We start from the raw sequence: 21,172 nt of genomic DNA, 5'->3' as shown, positions 1-21,172 counted from the left end.
TAGATGATAGAAAAAAGAGAAGGGGAATCCTTCTCTTTTTGTTTAGGCAATTCAATAAGCGAAGAGGTGATGATGGTGAGGAAGCTCCTTCCGCTCCTTCTTATTGTACCTGCTGTTGAGGTAATGATTTTGATTTATTCAAGTCATCTCATTGGTGTAATGTCAACATTTTTACTGATTATTGCTACCAGTTTTATTGGTGCGTTTCTAGCGAAAAAACAAGGAACATCTCTTTTTCAAAAAGCACAGCGCCAGATGAGCCAGGGACATGTTCCAAGCGGTGAAATCCTTGATGGTATGTGTGTACTATTTGGCGGACTGTTTCTGCTGTTTCCAGGCTTCTTGACAGATGTTGTAGGCTTTATCTTTTTGCTGCCGTTTACACGCAGAATCGTTAAGCCTTTTCTTTTAACGTGGCTAAGAAGATTTTTTCAAGGACGTAATCGAATGACGATTATTCGTTAACTAGAAAGTGTGTGAAAGAAGCTTCTTTCACACGCTTTTTCATTTTCCTATAATAAATTGCCACGTTTCTTTAAAAACCCCCGTTGTATGAAGTGTTTTTAGAATAACAAGAATAACAGGGCCAACTATTAATCCGAAAAATCCAATCAGTTGATATCCTACAAATAAAGCAATTAATGTAGCGAGAGGATCAAGACCAATGCTTGATGACAAAATTTTTGGTTCCATAATTTGTCGCTGCACAAGTACTACAGCATATAAGACCGAAAGCCCTACAGCAAATGACACGTTATCTGTTGCAAAGGCATAAATCATCCAAGGAACAAAAACCAGTCCTGTTCCGAGGTAAGGAAGAATATCTACCAAGCCAATCAATAAAGCGACTGTAATAGCATAATCAACCCTAAGAACAAGTAAACCAAAAAGAACAATGATTGTGGTAATCGAAATAAGCGTAAGCTGAGCTTTAATAAAACCAAACAGTGCATTTTTAAGCTCCACAACAACTGTCTGTCCATTTTCCCTTACTTTTTTAGGAATAAACACGCTGCTTTTAGTCATCAGCTTGTACCAATCTTTACTAATAAAAAAAGTAGCCAGTAATGAAAAAATAATCACAGTAGCTGCATTAGGCAATACGGATAAAAGTACTGGGATGCTTTGCAATACATTTTGCAAAAAATCACCCACCGTTTGAGCGATATGGTTGCCTACGCCTTTAATGTTCGATAAAATAGTTGCTTGCTGACCGGTATTTAAGTTATTAAACATAGAAGTAATGCGTTCATAAAACGGAAGTATTTGTTCTGTAGCAATATTTTCAATAAATATGACCACTTCTTTGAAATTTGTGGGAACAACTTTCGCTAAATACGTACTTCCTGCAATGATTTCTGTGATAAGTAACGTAATAAGTCCGGCCAAAAGAGAGAAGATAAGAACCATTGATAGTAAAACAGCTAAGTAGCGGGGTAAACGCAGCTTCAATTCAAATAGATTAACCATAGGATTTATGAAAAAAGCGATGCAGCAAGCGATAATAAATGGATATATGAGAGAAGAGACATAATAACTAAGAAATATAGATGCTGCAATAATTACCAACACACAAGCTAAGCGAAATAGTCGATGTAAATGAAGCTTGTACACAATAAATAGAGGCCTCCTTGTAAACGATAGTCAACAAAAGAAAAAGCTACTCATAAAATATTTACGTAATACGCTTTAGATTTATCACAATAAAAAAAGAAAGGATGAATAAAATGTTCTCACAACCCATGCTTTTTTTAGCTGTTTTACTCGTAATTGGATTAGTGGCTAAAAATCAATCATTAATCATTGCAGTTGCATTTTTACTTATTTTAAAATTAATCGGGTTAGACGGTAAGGTTTTTCCGTTTCTACAATCAAAAGGAATTAATATTGGAGTAACGGTTATTACAATTGCCGTTCTTGTGCCAATTGCAACAGGAGACATAGGGTTCAAACAATTAGGAGAAGCTGTGAAATCTTCTTATGCTTGGATTGCTCTAGGAGCAGGAATTGCTGTAGCAATTATTGCTAAATATGGACTTACACTCTTGGAAGATGATCCGCATATTACGACCGCTTTAGTTTTTGGCACAATTCTTGCTGTGGCGCTGTTTCAAGGGGTAGCAGTAGGTCCGTTAATCGGTGCTGGAATCGCTTATTTATTTATGAAATTAACTGAACTTTTTTCGTAGAAATTTTTGTATAATAATAATTTTTTTAAAATTTCTTCTCTCTTTTGATTCACAAAAGTCAGATAATTGTTTATAATATATTTTGAGGCCGCATCTTTTTACATACAATTGTATGTTTTACCTATAGGGCTGTAACAAAGCAATGACACATGCAGATGTTTTGATTTTGTGTGTTATTGAAACAAATGGAAATGTAAGCATTTTCTTTACGTGGGGTGAAGGAATGTTCTTCCAAGATATATATTCAAAAGAGGCGCTTCGTATATCATTTAATGTCTAGTTGAGCAGAGGCTCAATTTTGTTTTTCACGTTTTACACAGAAAGGTATGGGGAATTTTTTCTGTAAAGGAGTGGAGATTTATGACAGCAACTCGAGGTCTAGAAGGGGTAGTCGCTACAACGTCAGCAGTAAGTTCAATTATTGATGACACTTTAACATATCAAGGCTACAATATTGATGATTTAGCGAATTATGCAACATTTGAAGAAGTGGTGTATTTACTATGGCACGGAAAATTACCTAACAAAGAAGAATTATCTGTGTTTTCTAGATTACTAGCAGAAAACGCTAAATTACCCCAAGAAGTCTTAGATCATTTCAAAACTTATCCAATTCAAGATGTTCATCCAATGGCAGCTTTAAGAACAGTCGTATCACTATTGGGGTTGTACGATCCTGAAGCTGATTTAATGGATGAAGAAGCAAATTATCGCAAAGCTGTTCGTTTGCAAGCACAATTACCAACGGTGGTAACGGCTTTTTCAAGAGTCCGTAACGGATTAGAGCCAATTGAGCCAAACGAAAACTATAGCATTGCCGCTAACTTTTTATATATGTTAACCGGCGAAGAGCCAACTGATATCCAAGTAGAGGCATTTGATAAGGCACTTGTCTTACACGCTGACCATGAGCTAAATGCTTCAACTTTTACAGCTCGTGTCTGTGTGGCAACATTATCTGATATTTATTCAGGAATTACAGCCGCTATTGGAGCGTTAAAGGGTCCTCTTCACGGGGGAGCGAATGAAGCTGTTATGAAAATGTTGTCTGACATTCAAACAGTTGAAAACGCAGAACCTTACATTCGCGAAAAGCTCGCGAAAAAAGAAAAGATTATGGGATTTGGACATCGTGTGTATCAGCAGGGTGATCCTCGTGCCAAGCACTTGAAAGAAATGTCTGAAAAACTTACCAAACAAGCAGGAGATACAACGCTATACGATATGTCAGTGAAAATTGAAGAGATCGTAACAGGCGAGAAAAAGCTTCCGCCAAACGTTGATTTCTATTCAGCTTCTGTATACCACAGCTTAGGCATTGATCACGATCTATTTACTCCGATCTTTGCCGTGAGCCGCGTATCAGGATGGATTGCTCACATTTTAGAGCAGTATTCAAACAATCGTTTGATTCGTCCAAGAGCTGATTATATCGGTCCTGGAAAACAAACGTACATTCCGCTTGAAGAGCGCAGCTAAACAATGTGACGAAGGTGCTCACGTTCGTTGAGCACTTTTCCATAAGTGAAAGTAGACAAATTTTTTAAGGAGGTCATTCTCATGACAAAAGGTGAACAAATTTCTGTAGCAAACGGCGTGTTAAACGTACCAAATAACCCAATTATTCCATTTATCGAAGGTGACGGAATTGGTCCGGATATCTGGGCAGCAGCTTCTCGCGTATTAGAAGCAGCGGTTGCAAAAGCATACAATGGTGAAAAAGAAATCGTTTGGAAAGAAGTATTAGCAGGTGAAAAAGCATTTAATCAAACTGGCGAATGGTTACCGGAAGAAACGTTAGATGCAATTCGCGAATACATAATTGCAATCAAAGGACCATTAACAACACCAGTAGGCGGTGGCATTCGTTCTCTAAACGTGGCATTGCGTCAAGAATTAGACTTATTCACATGCTTACGTCCTGTTCGCTACTTTGACGGCGTACCTTCTCCAATTAAGCGCCCTGAAGATACAGATATGGTTATCTTCCGTGAAAATACTGAAGATATTTATGCTGGTATTGAATATGCGAAGGGTTCTGAAGAAGTACAAAAGCTTGTTTCGTTCCTACAAACGGAATTAGGCGTAAATAAAATCCGTTTCCCTGAAACTTCTGGGTTAGGTATTAAGCCTATTTCTTCTGAAGGAACAGAGCGTCTTGTGCGTGCAGCAATCAACTATGCAATTGAACAAGGCCGCAAGTCTGTGACGCTTGTACACAAAGGAAACATTATGAAATATACAGAAGGCGCATTTAAAAACTGGGGTTATGAGCTAGCTGAAAAAGAATTCGGTGATAAAGTATTTACTTGGGCACAATATGACCGCATCGTTGAAAAAGAAGGTGCGCAGGCTGCAAACAAAGCTCAAGCAGAAGCGGAAGCAGCAGGAAAAATTATTGTAAAAGATTCAATTGCAGATATCTTCTTACAACAAATTTTAACTCGTCCACGTGAATTCGATGTAGTAGCAACAATGAATTTAAATGGAGATTACATTTCAGATGCGTTAGCGGCGCAAGTTGGTGGTATCGGAATTGCTCCAGGAGCAAACATCAACTATGAAACTGGACATGCTATCTTTGAAGCAACTCACGGTACAGCACCTAAATATGCTGGTTTAGATAAAGTAAACCCATCTTCTGTATTACTATCAGGTGTGTTAATGCTTGAACACCTTGGCTGGAACGAAGCAGCGGATTTAATCATGAAATCAATGGAAAAAACAATTGCTTCAAAAGTAGTAACATATGATTTCGCACGTTTAATGGATGGTGCAACAGAAGTGAAGTGTTCAGAGTTCGCTGATGAATTAATTAGCAATCTAGGAAAACAAGTAACAGTTTAATAGCTATTCATTTAGGGGAGGAATTATAATGGCAAATATGCGTAAAAAAGTATCTGTTATCGGAGCGGGCTTTACAGGAGCTACAACTGCTTTTTTAATTGGTCAAAAAGAATTAGCTGATGTTGTATTAGTTGATATTCCGCAATTAGAAAATCCAGCTAAAGGCAAAGCGCTGGATATGTTAGAAGCAAGTCCTGTACAAGGCTTTGACGCTAACATTACAGGAACAGCCAACTACGAAGACACAGCTGATTCTGACATTGTCATTATTACAGCTGGTATCGCGCGCAAGCCAGGTATGAGTCGCGATGATTTAGTAACAACGAACCAAAAGATCATGAAGTCTGTTACTCAAGAAGTTGTTAAATACTCACCAAACTGTCATATTATCGTGTTAACAAACCCGGTAGATGCTATGACGTACACAGTATTTAAAGAATCTGGCTTTCCTAAAAACCGCGTAATCGGTCAATCAGGCGTATTAGATTCTGCACGTTTCCGTACGTTCGTAGCGCAGGAGTTAAACATTTCAGTAAAAGATATCACAGGTTTTGTACTTGGTGGACATGGCGATGATATGGTACCTCTTGTACGCTACTCATATGCTGGCGGTATTCCTCTTGAAACGCTTATTCCAAAAGCGCGCCTTGAAGCAATTGTTGAACGAACACGCAAAGGCGGCGGCGAGATCGTTAACTTATTAGGTAACGGAAGTGCATACTACGCGCCTGCTGCTTCTTTAGTTGAAATGACAGAAGCGATCTTAAAAGATCAGCGTCGCATTTTACCAGCGATTGCTTACCTAGAGGGTGAGTATGGTTATAACGGCATCTACTTAGGTGTTCCGACCGTATTAGGAGCTGCAGGAATTGAGCAAGTAATTGAATTAGAACTGACTGATTCTGAAAAAGCTTCTTTAGATCAATCAGCAAAATCAGTTAAAACTGTCATGGGTGTATTAGCTTAATACAATAAAATAGGTTTGAGTATAGGTTTTTATCAATATTCAAACAATAGTCACAAGGAAAATTCGGGGGAAACCTCGAATTTTTCTTGTATATGGAGAAAGAAAAGCTATTACTTTATACAAAAGGTGGAATGATGATGGTATTAGGTAAAAAACAAAAAATAGGCCGAAGTATTGAAGATATCAAAGTTGGAGAAAAATTAACGCTAACTGAACGAATTGAAGATAAGGATATCTTATTGTACTTAGGGCTGACAAATGATTCTAACCCTTTATACATTCAGCATGATTACGCATCTCAGACACCTTTTAAGAAACCTATTGTGCCAAGTATTATGATTACCGGTATTATGACAGCAGCCATTTCAAAGTACTTGCCCGGACCTGGAAGCCATGTTGCAGAACATACGGTTGCCTTCCCCAAAAAAATTCATCATTATAGTACGATTGAATTTTTGTTTGAAGTCACAGAGGTAGATGTTTCTTCTAAAACTGTTAGGATTGAGGTGGAAGCGGTCAATGAGCAAAAAGAGAAAGTAGTAACGGCAAGGTTTCTTGTGTATCCGCCGTTTAGACTTCCATCAGTAGAGACACACGACTTTGAAAATTTTTAAAACGCCTTAAATATTTATAAATATAGAAGAAACTCTTTGACCATATTTTCTGAAAATGTTGAAATATATTGGAGAACGAGGCTAAAACATTGTATGATAAGAGAAGATAAATAGAAAATAATATCATTTGGATGAAGCTGCGGTTTAATTTAACTAGATGGAGGCTTATATCGTTAATATGAGTAAGAAATTATTAGTCGTAGATGATGAACAATCAATTTCAACATTATTACAATATAATTTACAACAAGCTGGCTTTACAGTAGAAACAGCTGAAGACGGGGAAGAAGGATACAACAAGGCACTAGAAGGAAAACCGGATTTAATTGTGTTAGACTTGATGCTTCCTAAGATGGATGGAATTGAAGTTTGTAAAAAGCTTCGTCAGCAAAAAGTGATGACGCCTATTTTAATGTTAACTGCAAAAGACGATGAGTTCGACAAAGTATTAGGGCTAGAGCTTGGGGCAGATGATTACATGACGAAACCATTTAGCCCTCGAGAAGTAGTAGCGCGTGTAAAAGCCATTTTACGCAGAACACAAATTATTGCTCAGGAAAATGAACAAGAGGAAGATGGCGAACGCATCATGATTGGTGATTTAAAAATTCTTCCAGATCATTATGAGGCCTACTTTAATCAAGAGCAGCTTGAGCTTACTCCGAAAGAATTCGAGTTATTATTATATTTGGCAAAATACAAAGGACGGGTATTAACTCGTGATCAGTTGCTAAGTGCAGTGTGGAATTATGATTTTGCCGGAGATACGCGAATTGTAGATGTGCACATCAGCCATTTGCGTGAGAAAATTGAACATAACACGCGAAAACCTGTTTATATAAAAACGATTAGAGGATTAGGATATAAGCTGGAGGAACCAAAGGTAGATGAATAAATTTCGTTCAAGGCTACTTTTGGCTCTATTAGTACTTATTATTATTGTATTAGTAGGTCTTGGCCTGCTGCTGGGACAGTTGTTTAAAAACTTTTATTTTCAGACGTTTCAAGAGCGAATGGAAAAAGAGGCAAAGCTTGTAGAAATGTACATTAGCGAAGAAGGTATCACAAGTCCTGCTTTAAAATCTAAAGTTGATCAAATCAGCCATTCGCTAAGTGTACGAACGACTATCGTTCAAAAAGACGGAAAAATATTAGTTGACTCAAATCCAGGTAGCAAGCAGCAAAGAATCGAAAAAAGTATCGTAATCCAACAAGTATTAAAAAAGCAGTTAAACAGTAAAAAAAGCTTTGATCAAATTAAAGAAGATTACGACTTATATTACTATGGTATCCCGCTTATTATAGAAGGTAAGCAAGAGGGATTTGTTGTGCTGAGTACATCGTTTGATTCATTAAAACAAGTAAATCAGCAAATTTGGGGCCTTCTTATTGGAAGCTTAGGTCTAGCTTTGATTGTGATTTTACTCTTAGGTGTAAAGATTATGGGACGCTATACCCGTCCTATTGAATCGGCAACCAAGGTGGCTATGGAACTTGCAAAAGGGAATTATAAAGCTCGTACATATGAAGATTATGTAGATGAAACAGGGATGCTGAGTCAGTCTATTAACGCACTTGCTCGTAATCTGCAAGAGTCTATCACTAATCAAGAAATGCAGCAGGACAGGCTGCGCACGCTAATTGAAAATATGGGAAGCGGCATGCTTCTTATCGATAGTAGAGGCTATATAAATTTAGTGAATCGAGCTTATAAAGAGCAGTTTCATATACATCCGGATGACTTCCTTTATCATTTGTATTACGAGGTATTTGAGCATAAAGAAATCATTAAGCTTGTGGAAAAAATATTTATGACGGAAGTAAAGGTTCGAAAACAAGTGGTTCTGCCTTTAAATATTGAACGAAGATATTTTGATGTTTACGGAGCGCCGATTATTGGCTTAAACGATGAATGGAAAGGCATTGTGCTTGTTTTCCATGATATTACCGAGCTGAAAAAACTAGAACAAGTTCGCCGTGACTTTGTAGCGAATGTGTCTCATGAACTAAAAACTCCTATTACGTCTATAAAAGGGTTTAGTGAGACATTGTTAGACGGTGCTATGGAAGATCCACAGCTGCGTCAGCAGTTTCTATCTATCATTTTAACGGAAAGTCAGCGCATGGAGAGCTTGATTCAAGATCTTTTAGATTTGTCTAAAGTTGAACAGCAAGGGTTTAAACTAAGCATTCATTCAGTAGATCTGAATACGCTTCTTTACGAAGTGACGACAGTGCTATCAAACCGAGCGACTGAAAAAGAAATCACGCTAACGTTAGATACGCTTCCTGAAGAAGCGTGGATTGATGGTGACAGTCAGCGCCTTATGCAAGTGTTTGTTAACTTAATCGGCAATGCGCTCATGTATACAATGCCTGGAGGAACTGTTCACGTTTCGCTTGAAGAGGAAGAAGAAACGATTACGGTTCATGTTCAAGATACAGGTATCGGTATTGATTCTGATGAAATTTCACGTATTTTTGAGCGCTTTTACAGAGTAGACAAAGCAAGAAGCCGTAATTCTGGAGGAACAGGTCTTGGATTAGCAATTGTTAAACATCTCGTTGAAGCTCATAAAGGGGAAATTGAAGTGAAAAGTGAAGTCAATAAAGGGACAACTTTTTCGGTGAAGCTGCACAAGTATTTGCCGCAGATGTAAAATGTTTACGTTCCTTTTACAATTTATTTAATGTAGCTTAATAATTAATTGATACAATTTTTCATGGAAACCCCTTCATCCAAGGAGCCAATGTGTAAGGCGAAAATAGCTTTAACCGTGCTATTTTCGCCGATTCTTTTTGACGATTTCTATCCATTCACATGCTACACCGCCTAAAATAACTAGGCGGTGTTTTTATTTTATGACGTGCAGATCTTATCACCACATGAAAATAAAACGTTGAATTCAAGAGTACTTTTTGTCCTTAAAGCTTATTGTTTGCTAAAATAAAGGTAAGATAAGAAGAGAGCGAAATGGAGGAACATGAATGACACAAAAACTAGTATTAATTGACGGGAATAGTATTGCCTACCGTGCATTTTTTGCTTTGCCGCTTTTAAACAATGATAAAGGAATACATACAAATGCCATATACGGCTTTACTACAATGCTGACACGTATTTTAGAGGAAGAGAAGCCAACGCATTTACTGGTGGCTTTTGATGCAGGGAAAACAACGTTTCGCCACAAAACATTTACAGAATACAAAGGAGGCAGACAGAAGACGCCTCCTGAACTTTCAGAGCAGTTTCCCTTTATTCGTGAGTTATTAGATGCGTATGGAATTAAGCGCTATGAACTGCCTGATTATGAAGCAGATGATATTATCGGTACACTTTCAAAACAAGCTGAACAAAAAGGAATGGCCGTAAAAGTCATTTCCGGGGATAAAGATTTACTTCAGCTTGTGTCAGAACATGTAACTGTAGATATTACGAGAAAAGGGATTACAGATGTCGATTCATATACGCCTGCAGCCATTGATGAAAAGTATGGTATTACGGCTGCACAAATTATTGATATGAAAGGCCTTATGGGGGACAGCTCGGATAATATTCCAGGCGTGCCCGGAGTCGGCGAAAAAACAGCCTTAAAGCTATTAAAAGAGTTCGAAACGGTTGAAAATGTATTGGAATCTATCGATCAAGTCAGCGGTAAAAAATTAAAAGAAAAGCTAGAAGATAATCGTGAATCAGCTATCATGAGTAAAAAGCTTGCAACTATTTATTGCGAAGCGCCTCTTGAAGTATCTGTAGAAGATGCAAAATATGACGGGTTTGAATCTTCAAAGGTCATCTCATTATTTAAAGAGCTTGGGTTTAATTCTCTGCTTGCTAAATTTGGTGAATCAGCAGAAGAGGAAGCAGATTTTGAAGACCTGGCGTTTGAAATAGCGCAGGAAGTTCATGATGATATGTTAACAAGCGAAGCAGCTCTGATCGTAGAAGGGTATGAAGAAAACTACCATCACAATCAGCTGCTCGGTTTTGGAATCAGCAACAAAAATGGCCACTATTTTATCGATAAAGATACAGCTCTTTCATCTTCTAAATTTAAAGCATGGTTAGAAGATGAGCGTGTAAAAAAGACGGTGTTTAATGGGAAACGTACGATTGTATCGTTAAAATGGGCGGGGCATGAAATTAAAGGAATTGAACATGATGTAATGATTGCTTCTTACATCTTGAATCCCGCTGAATCAAATGATGATCTAGCGACAATTGCAAAATTAAAAGGATACCATCAAGTGCAATCAGATGAAGCTGTGTATGGAAAAGGAGCTAAGCGAAGCATTGCGGAAGCTGATCAGCTAGCTGAGCATGTTACAAGAAAAGCAGCCGCCGTAGCTTATTTAAAAGAATTGTTAGAAAAAGAATTAGTTGAAAATGAACAGTTTGAGCTGTTTGAAAAGCTTGAAATGCCTCTTGCCATTGTCCTTGCTGATATGGAATATCAAGGGGTGAAAATTGATCGTGCACATTTGGATGAAATGGGGGAAGATCTCCGAGAAAAGCTTGAAAAAATTGAAGCGAAAATCTACGAATACGCTGGACAAGAATTCAATATTAATTCACCAAAGCAGCTAGGAGTTGTTCTTTTTGAAAAAATGCAGCTTCCAGTCATAAAGAAAACAAAAACAGGCTACTCCACATCAGCCGATGTATTAGAGCAATTAGCTAGCGCCCATGATATTATCCCAGAGATTTTACAATACCGTCAGCTAGGAAAATTACAGTCTACGTATATTGAAGGTTTAAAAAAAGTTATTCATGAAAGCGATGGAAAAGTTCATACCCGCTTTAATCAAACGTTAACTCAAACGGGAAGGTTAAGCTCAGTAGATCCTAACTTGCAAAACATCCCGATTCGTCTTGAAGAAGGTAAAAAAATAAGAGGTGCATTCGTGCCTTCACAGCCTGATTGGTTAATATTTGCGGCGGATTATTCACAAATTGAGCTGCGCGTACTGGCTCATATTGCAGATGATGAGAAGTTAATTGACGCGTTTAAGCATGACTTAGATATTCATACGAAAACAGCGATGGATGTGTTCCACGTCGAAAGAGAAGAAGTAACGTCGAATATGCGCCGTCAGGCTAAAGCAGTTAATTTTGGAATCGTCTATGGCATCAGTGATTACGGTTTATCGCAAAGTTTAGGGATTACAAGAAAAGCAGCGGCTACTTTTATTGAACGCTATTTAAAAAGCTTCCCGGGTGTGCAGGAGTATATGGATACGATTGTGCGCGATGCAAAAGAAAAGGGATATGTAACAACGCTCTTGCACCGCCGACGTTACTTGCCTGAAATCACGAGCCGAAACTTTAACCTCCGCAGCTTCGCTGAGCGTACGGCTATGAATACGCCTATCCAAGGGACAGCAGCTGACATTATTAAAAAAGCAATGATTGAAATGGATAAGCGCTTAAAAGATGAAAATCTTCAGGCTAAGCTGCTGCTTCAAGTACACGATGAGCTGATTTTTGAAGCCCCAGAAGAAGAAATTAAAATTTTAGAGAAAATCGTACCAGAAGTAATGGAGCATGCTTTAGAGCTAGAAGTTCCGTTGAAAGTAGATTATTCTTACGGAAAGACTTGGTACGAAGCAAAGTAGTGGAAAAAGGATGTGACAAACGTGCCAGAATTACCAGAAGTTGAAACCGTCAGACGTACGTTGATTGAATTAGCCAGTGGTAAGACCATTGAGCGTGTAACCGTTAAATGGCCTAATATTATCAAACGTCCTGAGCAAGTTGAGCAGTTTTGTGACGCGCTTGTTGGACAAACCATTCGAGATGTTGAACGCAGAGGTAAGTTTTTGAAAATTGTACTCGATGATTATACGATGGTTTCTCATCTGCGTATGGAAGGAAAATATGCTCTCCATGAAAATGCAGAAGAACCAGATAAACATGTACACGTCTTTTTTCACTTCACCGACGGAACAGAATTACGATACCGGGATGTAAGGAAATTTGGTACCATGCACTTATTTAAAAAGGGTGAGGAAGATCTGTTTCCTCCTCTTATTGGCCTTGGACCTGAACCGTTTGACGAAACATTTAATCCAAGTCAGTTAAAAATGCGAATCGGCAAAACCTCTCGAAAAATCAAGCCGGTTTTACTCGATCAAAATGTCGTGGTTGGGCTAGGGAATATTTATGTAGACGAAGCACTATTTCGCGCAGGGATTCACCCTGAACGAGTGGCCAGCCAATTAACAGACGAAGAGTATGAAAAATTGTACGAAGAAATTGTAGCGACTCTTCAAGAAGCGGTGAAACAAGGGGGCAGCACAATTCGCACGTATGTAAACACACAGGGGCAAATAGGCATGTTTCAGCAGCAGCTTTACGTGTACGGAAGAAAAGGCGAATCCTGTAAAATGTGCGGTACCCCAATTGAAAAATTTGTTGTAGGCGGTAGAGGAACACATATCTGCCCAAATTGTCAGCCGGCTAAAAAATAACAATGGATGGGCTCCTTTCATATACTACGTATAGACAGAAAGGAAAGGAGTCCTCTCATCATGATAACATTTTCTTTACTTATTCTTGCTTTTGCCGTAAGTCTTGACAGCTTTAGCGTTGGCCTGACATACGGACTTCGAAAGGTGAAAATCCCGCTGAAATCCATTTTTATTATTTCATGTTGTTCAGCATTTTCTTTAATGTTTTCTATGTTTTTAGGAAAGGTACTTACGCATCTATTTTCAGTGGATGTACTAAATAAAGTAGGCGGAGGTATTCTTGTTCTACTTGGAATGTGGATTTTATACCAGTTTTTTTGTCCGGCAGATTCATCTCGAGTGAAAGAAGAAAAAACATTAGTGAAAATTGAAATTAAGTCAATTGGCTTAGTCATTAACGTATTGAAAAAACCAATTGCAGCAGATTTAGATAATTCAGGTTCCATCAATGGAATTGAAGCATTTATACTTGGAATTGCATTATCTCTTGATGCATTTGGAGCAGGGTTTGGAGCAGCTTTATTAGGTTATTCGCCGTATGCTTTAGCAATTGCTGTAGCTCTTATGAGTTCACTTTTTTTAAGTGCGGGCATACAGTTTGGCAAAGTTTTTTCACGTTTATCATGGATGAAAATGTTTTCCTTTTTACCGGGAGTTCTGCTTATTATTTTAGGTATTTTTAGATTTTAAATAAAGCGATAAAGGAGAGGCCAATGTCAATTGTAATTGGATTAACGGGCGGAATTGCTAGTGGAAAAAGTACGGTAACCGGAATGCTGAGAGATATTAATATTCCAGTAATCGATGCTGACCACATTGCAAAAGAAGTCGTCGAACCAGGAAAAGAAGCATACAACCAAATTGTAGAGACGTTCGGCCGTGCCGTTCTTCACGAAAATGCGGAGATCAATCGAGCGGCTTTAGGGGAAATTGTGTTTTCTCAAGAGGAACAACGTAAAAAGTTGAATGCAATTGTACACCCTGCGGTAAGAAAAGAAATGCTTTCTCAAAAGGAAAGGTATATCGAGGAAGGATACGATGCTGTGGTATTAGATATTCCGCTGCTGTTTGAAAGTGATTTGACACATTTAGTCGATAAAGTAGTGGTTGTATATGTCGATGAACCTGTGCAGCTAGAAAGGTTAAAATCTCGTAATGATCTCTCGACGGAGGATGCCTATGCACGTATCCACGCACAGCTGCCTTTGATTCAAAAAGTAGCCTTAGCCGATGCGGTGATCAATAACAACGGACCTGTAGAGGAAACAAAACAACAGCTTTTAAGTATATTAGCCCTATGGCTAGATTAAAGAGGCTGGGACAAAAGTATGTTAGCTGAAGGAAAATCCGAACGAGCTTGATTCTTGAGGGAGAATTAAGCTCGTTCGGATTTTTTTATTGTGAATATTTAAGGGCTTCTAAAAAAGAATGTGTTAAATATCTGTTCTCGCTATATACATATAGTAAAACTTAATTAAAATAATTTATTAAAAAAAATTAATATTATTCACTTTTTAAATATTTATGTTATACTATTCAATATAAAAAGTTAAATAGTATAACACATATAGAGAGGGGTATAGCCATGAAAGCACGTATTGCCATTAATGGTTTTGGGAGAATAGGAAGAATGGTGTTTCGCACAGCGATCACAGAGGAAAATTTAGATATTATTGCAATAAATGCATCTTATCCAGCAGAAACGTTAGCACATTTAATCAAATATGACTCTATACACGGACCGTTTAATGGAGATGTAAAATGTGATGATGATGCGCTAATTGTTAATGGTAAAAGAATTCAGCTATTAAATTCACGTGATCCGCTGAATTTGCCTTGGAAAGAGCTTGGGATTGATTTAGTTGTTGAAGCAACGGGGAAATTTAATTCAAGAGAAAAAGCGCAGTTACATATTGAAGCAGGTGCGAAAAAAGTTGTATTAACAGCACCGGGTAAACAAGAAGATATTACTATTGTGATGGGCGTAAACGAACGAGAGTTTGATGTGAACCAGCATAACATTATTTCTAATGCTTCTTGTACGACAAATTGTCTAGCTCCAGTTGTCAAGGTGTTAGACGAAGCGTTCACAATTGAAAACGGTTTAATGACGACCGTTCACGCATATACAAATGATCAAAAAAATATCGATAATCCGCATAAAGATTTGCGGAGAGCCCGTGCGTGTGCTCAATCAATTATTCCTACAACAACTGGAGCAGCCAAAGCACTTTCATTAGTTCTTCCTCATTTAAAAGGAAAGCTTCACGGGATGGCGCTGCGTGTGCCAACGCCGAACGTATCGCTTGTCGATTTAGTTGTGGATGTAAGGAAACCTGTGACGATGGAAGATGTTAATTTAGCGTTTATTAAAGCTGCTGAAGGACCGTTAAAGAATATTTTAAATTTAACAATGGAACCACTCGTATCAATTGACTTTAATACAAATCCTCATTCAGCTATTGTAGATGGACTATCCACGATCGTAATGGAAGATCATAAAATTAAAGTGTTAGCTTGGTACGATAACGAGTGGGGCTACTCTCAGCGCGTAGTCGATTTGGTAAGATATATTGCTGCAGAAATGCGTAATGGATCAAAAATAAGAGTAAGCTAAGAAAGCTATTGATTGCTTTTAAAAAAACAGGGAGCTATCGCCCTGTTTTTTTTGTTTTTATTCAAAAGAATAGGGAAAAGCAATAAGATAAGTATGCAAAGGGGTGTTTATTTTCCTCAATTTTAATAAAAATTAATAGTCGTTTAGCAGCTTTTACACACTGTCTCACGAGAATACAGGGGTAATTTGTATAGGTCTATCTGCAAGAACAATCTTTAATAAAATCAAAACACGTATTGCAAAATAAATGTAAACAAAGTATACTATGTTTCGTGAACTTCTTGTGTACCTTTCGGTGATGTGGCTACTTAAAGGGTTAGGACCTCTTTGGACTAACTTTCCCCCGTGGTAGTTAACATGCTATATGGCGAAAGAACTTCATGTTTAACGATTAAAAATTGTTAAAGGGGGAAATATCATTATGGAAACAATGGGTCGTCATGTCATCTCAGAATTATGGGGATGCGATTTCGATAAGTTAAATGATATTGATTATATTGAAAAAACGTTTGTTGATGCAGCTTTAAAATCTGGTGCGGAAGTTCGCGAAGTAGCGTTCCATAAATTTGCACCTCAAGGTGTAAGTGGCGTTGTTATTATTTCAGAATCACATTTAACGATTCACAGCTTCCCAGAGCATGGTTATGCAAGTATCGATGTTTATACTTGTGGTCATTTAGATCCTACAATCGCAGCAGATTATATTGCAGATGCTCTAAGTGCACAGACACGTGAAACAATTGAATTACCACGTGGAATGGGTCCTGTTCAGGTAAAACAAACTAAAGCGAATGCACTTTAATAGTGTCGATTGATTACGTAAGTTAAGAGGTGTATTACACACCTCTTTTTAGTATATAAATTTTTAATAAGCAAAAACAAAGGGGATAACAACATGGGGGTAGTACAAGCAGTTAAATCTTTATTTTCTAATCATGTAGAAACAAGCGATCACCATTCAGATCCGACTCTAAAAACGCATTATTACAAAACAACGGCTGGAAATGCATTTAAGCAAGTGCATGAAATGTTGAAGCACATGCAAGGGATAGAGATACTTGCTGCGTATGAAGAACGAGGAGAAATTAGCTTAAACGTTGTAAAAGGAAGAAAAGCTTTTGTTGTGATTACCATTATTAACGTACGTCCTCTTGAAACCGCTATCGATTTTTCTGCTACAACAGAATCAAAAGTGATGCCGGTTGATTTTGGTTTTAGCAAAGAACTTGTACGTACGCTTTATAAGAGCTTTGATCAAAAACTTATTCCTCTTTCTTCGTAAGTTCCTTATCATTTTTGAATTTCAGGAAATAAAATGGGGAAATTCCTTTTCCTTTACTTGTATTCAAGCCTTGTTTTCTATAAGATGGAATAAAGCAAATCCTTTAATACAGCAGCGTGTTTGTTAAAGGAAATGATGATAAAAATCATAATAAATGGCGAATAGCCGCCTAACATAGATGGAAATTAACTTGTATAAGAGAAAATAAAAAGAAAAACAAGGTTTATTATTGGAGCTGAGAATATGAAGTGCCCATCCTGTCATTACAATGGAACGAGAGTGCTGGACTCGCGCCCTGTAGAAGAAGGCCGCTCTATTCGTAGAAGACGTGAATGCGAAGAGTGTCACTATCGTTTTACAACTTTTGAGAAAGTAGAAGAACTTCCGTTAATTGTTGTAAAAAAAGATGGAGCGAGAGAAGAGTTCAGCAAAGACAAAATCCTTCGAGGGTTAATTAAGGCGTGTGAAAAACGCCAAGTAAGCTTAAAACAATTAGAAGATACCGTGCACGATATTGAAACAGAACTGCGCAGTCAGGGTACATCAGAGGTGCAGTCAGATGTGGTAGGAGAAATGGTGATGGAGCGATTAGCTGCTATCGATGAAGTCTCTTATGTTCGATTTGCTTCTGTATACCGACAATTTAAAGACATCAATGTATTTATTGATGAATTAAAAGATTTAATTAAGAAGGAACGACTGTAAAAGAGCTATTGAAGTATTCTTTAGGCTCTTTTTTTGTCATTTCTATTACTTTAAAAGTAGGTAGGGAACGACATGAAAGAACAACATTGGAAAGAAATGATACCGGTCGATCGTTATGTTGTTCGTTCGAACGGCATACTGCAGGAATACGACCGAAGGATTTTAACCATGCTCTATCAGCCGCTGGTGGGCACGACGTGTTTTGGTTTGTATATGACGCTATGGAGCGAGCTGGAACAAGATCGTTTATGGGGAAAAGAGTCTACACATCATCATCTAATGTCGATGATGCAAATTAATTTGAAAGCTATTTACCATGAGCGGTTAAAATTAGAAGGCATTGGTTTGTTAAAAACATATATTAAGGAAGAAGATGATGTTCGTGTGTTCATTTATGAGCTCATTCCTCCTCTTACGCCCCATCAGTTCTTTAACGATGGTGTGTTAAATGTATATTTATATAACCGACTAGGAAAATCCATCTTTCAAAAAGTAAAAAATTATTTTTCGGATTCACTCGTGGATGACCAATCGTTCAAAGATGTGACGCATTCATTTAACGATGTATTTAAATCAGTTAAAGCAACGGAGCTGGCTCCAAGTTTTCAGTCTGAAAGCAAGGATGTATTTTCTCCTGATGCTCAAACGGACTTTATGGATTCTTCAAACCGTGCTTCTATTGAGATGAGCCCGGATTCCTTTGATTTTGATTTATTTTTAGCAGGCCTAACAGATTCAATGATTTCGAAAAGGTCCATTACATCTAAAGTAAAACAAGCAATTGAAAAGCTAGCTTTTTTATATGGTATCGATCCTCTTCAAATGAAAAATGTGGTGCTCGATTCGCTAAATGAGAACGATCAAGTTGATATTGAATTGCTTAGAAAAGCAGCACAGTCCTTTTACCAATTTGAAAATGGAGAAGCACTTCCAAATCTAAGCGAACAAATTCAGCCGCCTATGCTTCGCACTATGCAGGAAAAGCAGCCGCAGACGAAAGAAGAGCAGCTCATTCAACAGCTTGAAGTGACTTCTCCTCGACAGCTTTTGATTGAGTTTTCCGGGGGAGCAGAGCCTTCAAAAGCAGATTTGCAAATGATTGAAGAAGTGATGTTTAATCAAAAGCTTTCACCAGGGGTAGTAAATGTTCTAATTTACTATGTTATGCTAAGATCCGATATGAAATTATCTAAGAGCTATGTAGAGAAAATTGCTGGACACTGGGCGCGCAAAAAGGTACAAACTGTTCAAGATGCCATGAATTTAGCTAAAAATGAACAGAAAGAATATCAAAACTGGACCGAAGCAAAGCAAAATAAAAAAACGACCGGACGAAAAATTGTGCGTAAAGAAATGGTGCCAGAGTGGCTGAGCGATGAAGAAAAAGAAGAGAAAAAGCAGCCTTCAAAAGAAGTGGACGGATTTGAAGAAGAAAAACGAAAGCTACAAGAAGAGCTCAAGCAGTTAGATCAAGAGCTAAAACAAAAGCATAAAGAATAAAAAGCAGGTATGATAGAGATGAGGTGAAAAAGATGAAGCCTATCAATGATTCACTAAATCAGTTAGTGAACAAAAAAGATTTTAAAGCACGCTTAGAAGCATTAAGAAACAGTATCCTGTCTAATCCTGAAGTTAAAACATTTTTGCAAGAGCATCGCCGTGAGTTAGATGAGCAAATGGTTGACCGAGGCCTGATGAAGATGCATGAATTTATCGACCAAAGCAAATGCTGTGACAAGTGTCCTTCTCTGCAAAGCTGTGTCAACATGGTGAAAGGATACCACCCTCAGCTGGTTGTAAAAGGCCGTAATATTGATTTGCAATATGAACGCTGTCCTAGAAAAGTACAAGAAGATGAGCGAAAAGAACAAGAATCTTTTATTCAGTGTATGTACGTGCCGAAAGAAATTTTACAGGCAACAATGTCTGATATTGAAATTGAGCAGGGAAGATTTGAAGCGATTAAACTAGTAAGAGATTTTGTGCGAGAATATGAGCCAAACAAGAAAATGAAAGCTTTATATTTACACGGTTCGTTTGGTGTGGGAAAAACGTATTTTCTTGGAGCAATTGCCAATGCGTTAGCCGAAAAGAAAGTGAAATCTACCATTCTGTATGTTCCGGAGTTTTTGCGTGAGTTAAAAGGTTCGTTTCAAGATCAAAGCTTTAATGAGAAAATAGAGTATGTCAAAAAAGTACCGGTTCTTATGCTTGATGATCTCGGAGCAGAATCCGTAACGAGCTGGATGCGAGACGATGTGCTCGGAACCATTTTACAATTCCGCATGCTCGAAAATTTGCCCACATTTTTCAGCTCGAATTTAAATTTTAAAGAGCTTCAACATCATTTGACTTATACCCAAAGAGGCGAGCAGGAAGAGCTCAAAGCCGCTCGTGTCATGGAACGAATTAAGTCTCTAGCCATTCCTGTTGAAATGAATGGAGAGAATAAACGAAATAGATGAGCAGGTCGTTTTACATTTCTTGTAACGACTTGCTCATTTTTTTGCATGTTGCCCCATATACATTAATAAAGCGTGTCCAAAGGGGGGCTATGAGGAATGAAAATATTCTTTAAATATGTAGAAGACGCAGTCGTTGTATATGAGTCTTTATGCGCGAAGCAAAGCGCTTTATCATATGGTTCACAGTGCTTGAAGCTGGTGAATAATCAGCTTTTAGTTATTGATGAGACATACAATCGAGAGGCCATTTTACAAGACATGGTGATACCTGTATTAACGCACGTGATTTTAAAAAAGAAAGAAAAAAAGATGATGGTAAACATATTAAAAGAACAATTTTTTTATTCGGAAGAGGAAGAGCAAGATTTGCTGCTTCAAATTATGGGGGGGATTATGGAAGGAGAGAGAGACGAAATTCCGCAAAAAATATTTTCTCTTCCAAGAGAATTGCTTATCCGCCAGGCGCTTCAAGACTTCTTCATTCATAATGTAACATTCACCTTTGAGTCTTTTCTCCAATTCCGTTTAAAAGAATATCAAGATCGGCTGCGCTATTATGCTGAGCTGGCGATTGATGAATATAAGCTTGAACAAGACTATCAAATTCTTATTCATCAGCTGCGTCAAGCGGCTAACGAAAGACAGTCATCTACCGGTGATGTGTACGTGATGCACTTGAATAAAAACAAGTTTGTATTGTACGACCACAACCGTAGATATGTTCCTGAACGTGAATGTGCAGCTCTAGCAGAGGCCTTTTTATCTAAACAAGAATCATTATACATAGACTCGACTATTATCGCGCCTTTGCTAAGTTTATCTCCAGCTGGTATTCATCTGTATAGCGACGAGCATGACCATGATTTTGTTTACACCATTCAAAATATCTTTCAAGAAAAAGTGATGTTATACGAAAAAAATGAATTTCCGTTTGATCAAAAGCAAAATATAACGTGAAAGGTTGATTTCTATTTTGAAAATGAATATAATAAATGCATATTGAAAAACAGCTATA

20 protein-coding genes are annotated in these 21,172 nt (G+C 37.7%); 19 read left to right on the top strand and 1 reads right to left on the bottom strand.

The features are described 5' to 3' along the window. Positions 1-69: 69 nt before the first annotated feature. The gene (locus ACO1DI_RS08520; protein WP_280560412.1) at positions 70-465 is read left to right on the top strand and encodes an FxsA family protein; all 396 of its coding nucleotides are present in this window, start codon (positions 70-72) and stop codon (positions 463-465) included. Positions 466-504: 39 nt separating this feature from the next. Here the strand turns inward: ACO1DI_RS08520 and ytvI are convergent, their stop codons facing one another. After that, positions 505-1,614 carry a sporulation integral membrane protein YtvI gene (gene ytvI / locus ACO1DI_RS08515; protein WP_042991856.1) on the bottom strand — a complete coding sequence of 370 codons (1,110 nt, stop codon included), beginning with the start codon at positions 1,612-1,614 and terminating at the stop codon, positions 505-507. Positions 1,615-1,727: 113 nt separating this feature from the next. Here ytvI and ACO1DI_RS08510 point away from each other — a divergent pair, with 113 nt between their 5' ends. The 18 genes from ACO1DI_RS08510 (at position 1,728) to ytxC (ending at position 21,114) form a co-directional block, all read left to right on the top strand. After that, positions 1,728-2,189 carry a DUF441 domain-containing protein gene (locus ACO1DI_RS08510; RefSeq protein ID WP_013059446.1) on the top strand — a complete coding sequence of 154 codons (462 nt, stop codon included), beginning with the start codon at positions 1,728-1,730 and terminating at the stop codon, positions 2,187-2,189. A gap of 360 nt (positions 2,190-2,549) precedes the next feature. Continuing rightward, entirely contained in the window at positions 2,550-3,668 is a 1,119-nt protein-coding gene (gene citZ, locus ACO1DI_RS08505; protein WP_014458044.1) for a citrate synthase, read from the top strand. A gap of 75 nt (positions 3,669-3,743) precedes the next feature. Then, positions 3,744-5,036, top strand: a complete 1,293-nt coding sequence (gene icd / locus ACO1DI_RS08500) for an NADP-dependent isocitrate dehydrogenase (protein WP_255255780.1) — start codon at positions 3,744-3,746, stop codon at positions 5,034-5,036. A gap of 28 nt (positions 5,037-5,064) precedes the next feature. Then, on the top strand, positions 5,065-6,003 hold the full coding sequence (mdh, locus tag ACO1DI_RS08495) for a malate dehydrogenase (RefSeq protein ID WP_013085194.1): 939 nt from the start codon (positions 5,065-5,067) through the stop codon (positions 6,001-6,003). A gap of 137 nt (positions 6,004-6,140) precedes the next feature. After that, positions 6,141-6,617 (top strand): MaoC family dehydratase, encoded by a 477-nt coding sequence (locus ACO1DI_RS08490; protein WP_042992413.1) that lies wholly within the window; start codon positions 6,141-6,143, stop codon positions 6,615-6,617. Positions 6,618-6,795: 178 nt separating this feature from the next. Beyond that, positions 6,796-7,512, top strand: coding sequence for a response regulator transcription factor (locus tag ACO1DI_RS08485; protein WP_013085192.1), 717 nt, complete (start codon positions 6,796-6,798; stop codon positions 7,510-7,512). Further along, on the top strand, positions 7,505-9,277 hold the full coding sequence (gene pnpS, locus ACO1DI_RS08480; RefSeq protein WP_014458047.1) for a two-component system histidine kinase PnpS: 1,773 nt from the start codon (positions 7,505-7,507) through the stop codon (positions 9,275-9,277). The genes ACO1DI_RS08485 and pnpS overlap by 8 nt, the downstream gene beginning before the upstream one ends. Before the next feature lie 328 nt (positions 9,278-9,605). Beyond that, entirely contained in the window at positions 9,606-12,233 is a 2,628-nt protein-coding gene (gene polA / locus ACO1DI_RS08475; protein WP_014458048.1) for a DNA polymerase I, read from the top strand. Positions 12,234-12,254: 21 nt separating this feature from the next. Next, positions 12,255-13,088 (top strand): DNA-formamidopyrimidine glycosylase, encoded by an 834-nt coding sequence (gene mutM, locus ACO1DI_RS08470; protein WP_013059438.1) that lies wholly within the window; start codon positions 12,255-12,257, stop codon positions 13,086-13,088. A 60-nt stretch (positions 13,089-13,148) separates the two neighbouring features. Beyond that, on the top strand, positions 13,149-13,778 hold the full coding sequence (gene ytaF, locus ACO1DI_RS08465; protein ID WP_014458050.1) for a sporulation membrane protein YtaF: 630 nt from the start codon (positions 13,149-13,151) through the stop codon (positions 13,776-13,778). Between the two features lie 23 nt (positions 13,779-13,801). After that, positions 13,802-14,398 carry a dephospho-CoA kinase gene (gene coaE / locus ACO1DI_RS08460; protein ID WP_014458051.1) on the top strand — a complete coding sequence of 199 codons (597 nt, stop codon included), beginning with the start codon at positions 13,802-13,804 and terminating at the stop codon, positions 14,396-14,398. Positions 14,399-14,673: 275 nt separating this feature from the next. Further along, positions 14,674-15,705, top strand: coding sequence for a glyceraldehyde-3-phosphate dehydrogenase (locus ACO1DI_RS08455; protein WP_014458052.1), 1,032 nt, complete (start codon positions 14,674-14,676; stop codon positions 15,703-15,705). Positions 15,706-16,126: 421 nt separating this feature from the next. Beyond that, positions 16,127-16,507 (top strand): adenosylmethionine decarboxylase, encoded by a 381-nt coding sequence (gene speD / locus ACO1DI_RS08450; protein ID WP_013059434.1) that lies wholly within the window; start codon positions 16,127-16,129, stop codon positions 16,505-16,507. 93 nt (positions 16,508-16,600) lie between these two features. Next, positions 16,601-16,987 (top strand): hypothetical protein, encoded by a 387-nt coding sequence (locus ACO1DI_RS08445; protein ID WP_014458053.1) that lies wholly within the window; start codon positions 16,601-16,603, stop codon positions 16,985-16,987. 243 nt (positions 16,988-17,230) lie between these two features. After that, entirely contained in the window at positions 17,231-17,692 is a 462-nt protein-coding gene (gene nrdR, locus ACO1DI_RS08440) for a transcriptional regulator NrdR (protein ID WP_013059432.1), read from the top strand. A 72-nt stretch (positions 17,693-17,764) separates the two neighbouring features. Further along, entirely contained in the window at positions 17,765-19,192 is a 1,428-nt protein-coding gene (locus ACO1DI_RS08435; RefSeq protein ID WP_014458054.1) for a replication initiation and membrane attachment family protein, read from the top strand. A 32-nt stretch (positions 19,193-19,224) separates the two neighbouring features. Then, a complete protein-coding gene (gene dnaI, locus ACO1DI_RS08430; RefSeq protein ID WP_014458055.1) occupies positions 19,225-20,157 on the top strand; it encodes a primosomal protein DnaI in 933 nt (310 codons plus the stop codon). Between the two features lie 96 nt (positions 20,158-20,253). Then, positions 20,254-21,114, top strand: coding sequence for a sporulation protein YtxC (ytxC, locus tag ACO1DI_RS08425; protein ID WP_014458056.1), 861 nt, complete (start codon positions 20,254-20,256; stop codon positions 21,112-21,114). Positions 21,115-21,172: the final 58 nt, after the last annotated feature.

It is taken from the genome of Priestia sp. 40, from assembly GCF_049368575.1.
In the GTDB taxonomy this organism is placed as follows: Bacteria; Bacillota; Bacilli; order Bacillales; family Bacillaceae_H; genus Priestia; species Priestia zanthoxyli.
The sequence above is the reverse complement of the archived record's forward strand: the minus strand, read 5'-3'. Positions and strand labels throughout refer to the sequence as shown.

Excerpts from the sequence above, each read along its gene's own strand:
- ACO1DI_RS08520 (WP_280560412.1), top strand. The coding sequence starts at position 70 with ATGATGGTGAGGAAGCTCCTTCCGCTCCTTCTTATTGTACCTGCTGTT.
- ACO1DI_RS08510 (WP_013059446.1), top strand. The coding sequence starts at position 1,728 with ATGTTCTCACAACCCATGCTTTTTTTAGCTGTTTTACTCGTAATTGGA.
- citZ (WP_014458044.1), top strand. The coding sequence starts at position 2,550 with ATGACAGCAACTCGAGGTCTAGAAGGGGTAGTCGCTACAACGTCAGCA.
- mdh (WP_013085194.1), top strand. The coding sequence starts at position 5,065 with ATGGCAAATATGCGTAAAAAAGTATCTGTTATCGGAGCGGGCTTTACA.
- ACO1DI_RS08490 (WP_042992413.1), top strand. The coding sequence starts at position 6,141 with ATGGTATTAGGTAAAAAACAAAAAATAGGCCGAAGTATTGAAGATATC.
- ACO1DI_RS08485 (WP_013085192.1), top strand. The coding sequence starts at position 6,796 with ATGAGTAAGAAATTATTAGTCGTAGATGATGAACAATCAATTTCAACA.
- pnpS (WP_014458047.1), top strand. The coding sequence starts at position 7,505 with ATGAATAAATTTCGTTCAAGGCTACTTTTGGCTCTATTAGTACTTATT.
- polA (WP_014458048.1), top strand. The coding sequence starts at position 9,606 with ATGACACAAAAACTAGTATTAATTGACGGGAATAGTATTGCCTACCGT.
- ytaF (WP_014458050.1), top strand. The coding sequence starts at position 13,149 with ATGATAACATTTTCTTTACTTATTCTTGCTTTTGCCGTAAGTCTTGAC.
- coaE (WP_014458051.1), top strand. The coding sequence starts at position 13,802 with ATGTCAATTGTAATTGGATTAACGGGCGGAATTGCTAGTGGAAAAAGT.
- ACO1DI_RS08455 (WP_014458052.1), top strand. The coding sequence starts at position 14,674 with ATGAAAGCACGTATTGCCATTAATGGTTTTGGGAGAATAGGAAGAATG.
- speD (WP_013059434.1), top strand. The coding sequence starts at position 16,127 with ATGGAAACAATGGGTCGTCATGTCATCTCAGAATTATGGGGATGCGAT.
- ACO1DI_RS08445 (WP_014458053.1), top strand. The coding sequence starts at position 16,601 with ATGGGGGTAGTACAAGCAGTTAAATCTTTATTTTCTAATCATGTAGAA.
- nrdR (WP_013059432.1), top strand. The coding sequence starts at position 17,231 with ATGAAGTGCCCATCCTGTCATTACAATGGAACGAGAGTGCTGGACTCG.
- ACO1DI_RS08435 (WP_014458054.1), top strand. The coding sequence starts at position 17,765 with ATGAAAGAACAACATTGGAAAGAAATGATACCGGTCGATCGTTATGTT.
- dnaI (WP_014458055.1), top strand. The coding sequence starts at position 19,225 with ATGAAGCCTATCAATGATTCACTAAATCAGTTAGTGAACAAAAAAGAT.
- ytxC (WP_014458056.1), top strand. The coding sequence starts at position 20,254 with ATGAAAATATTCTTTAAATATGTAGAAGACGCAGTCGTTGTATATGAG.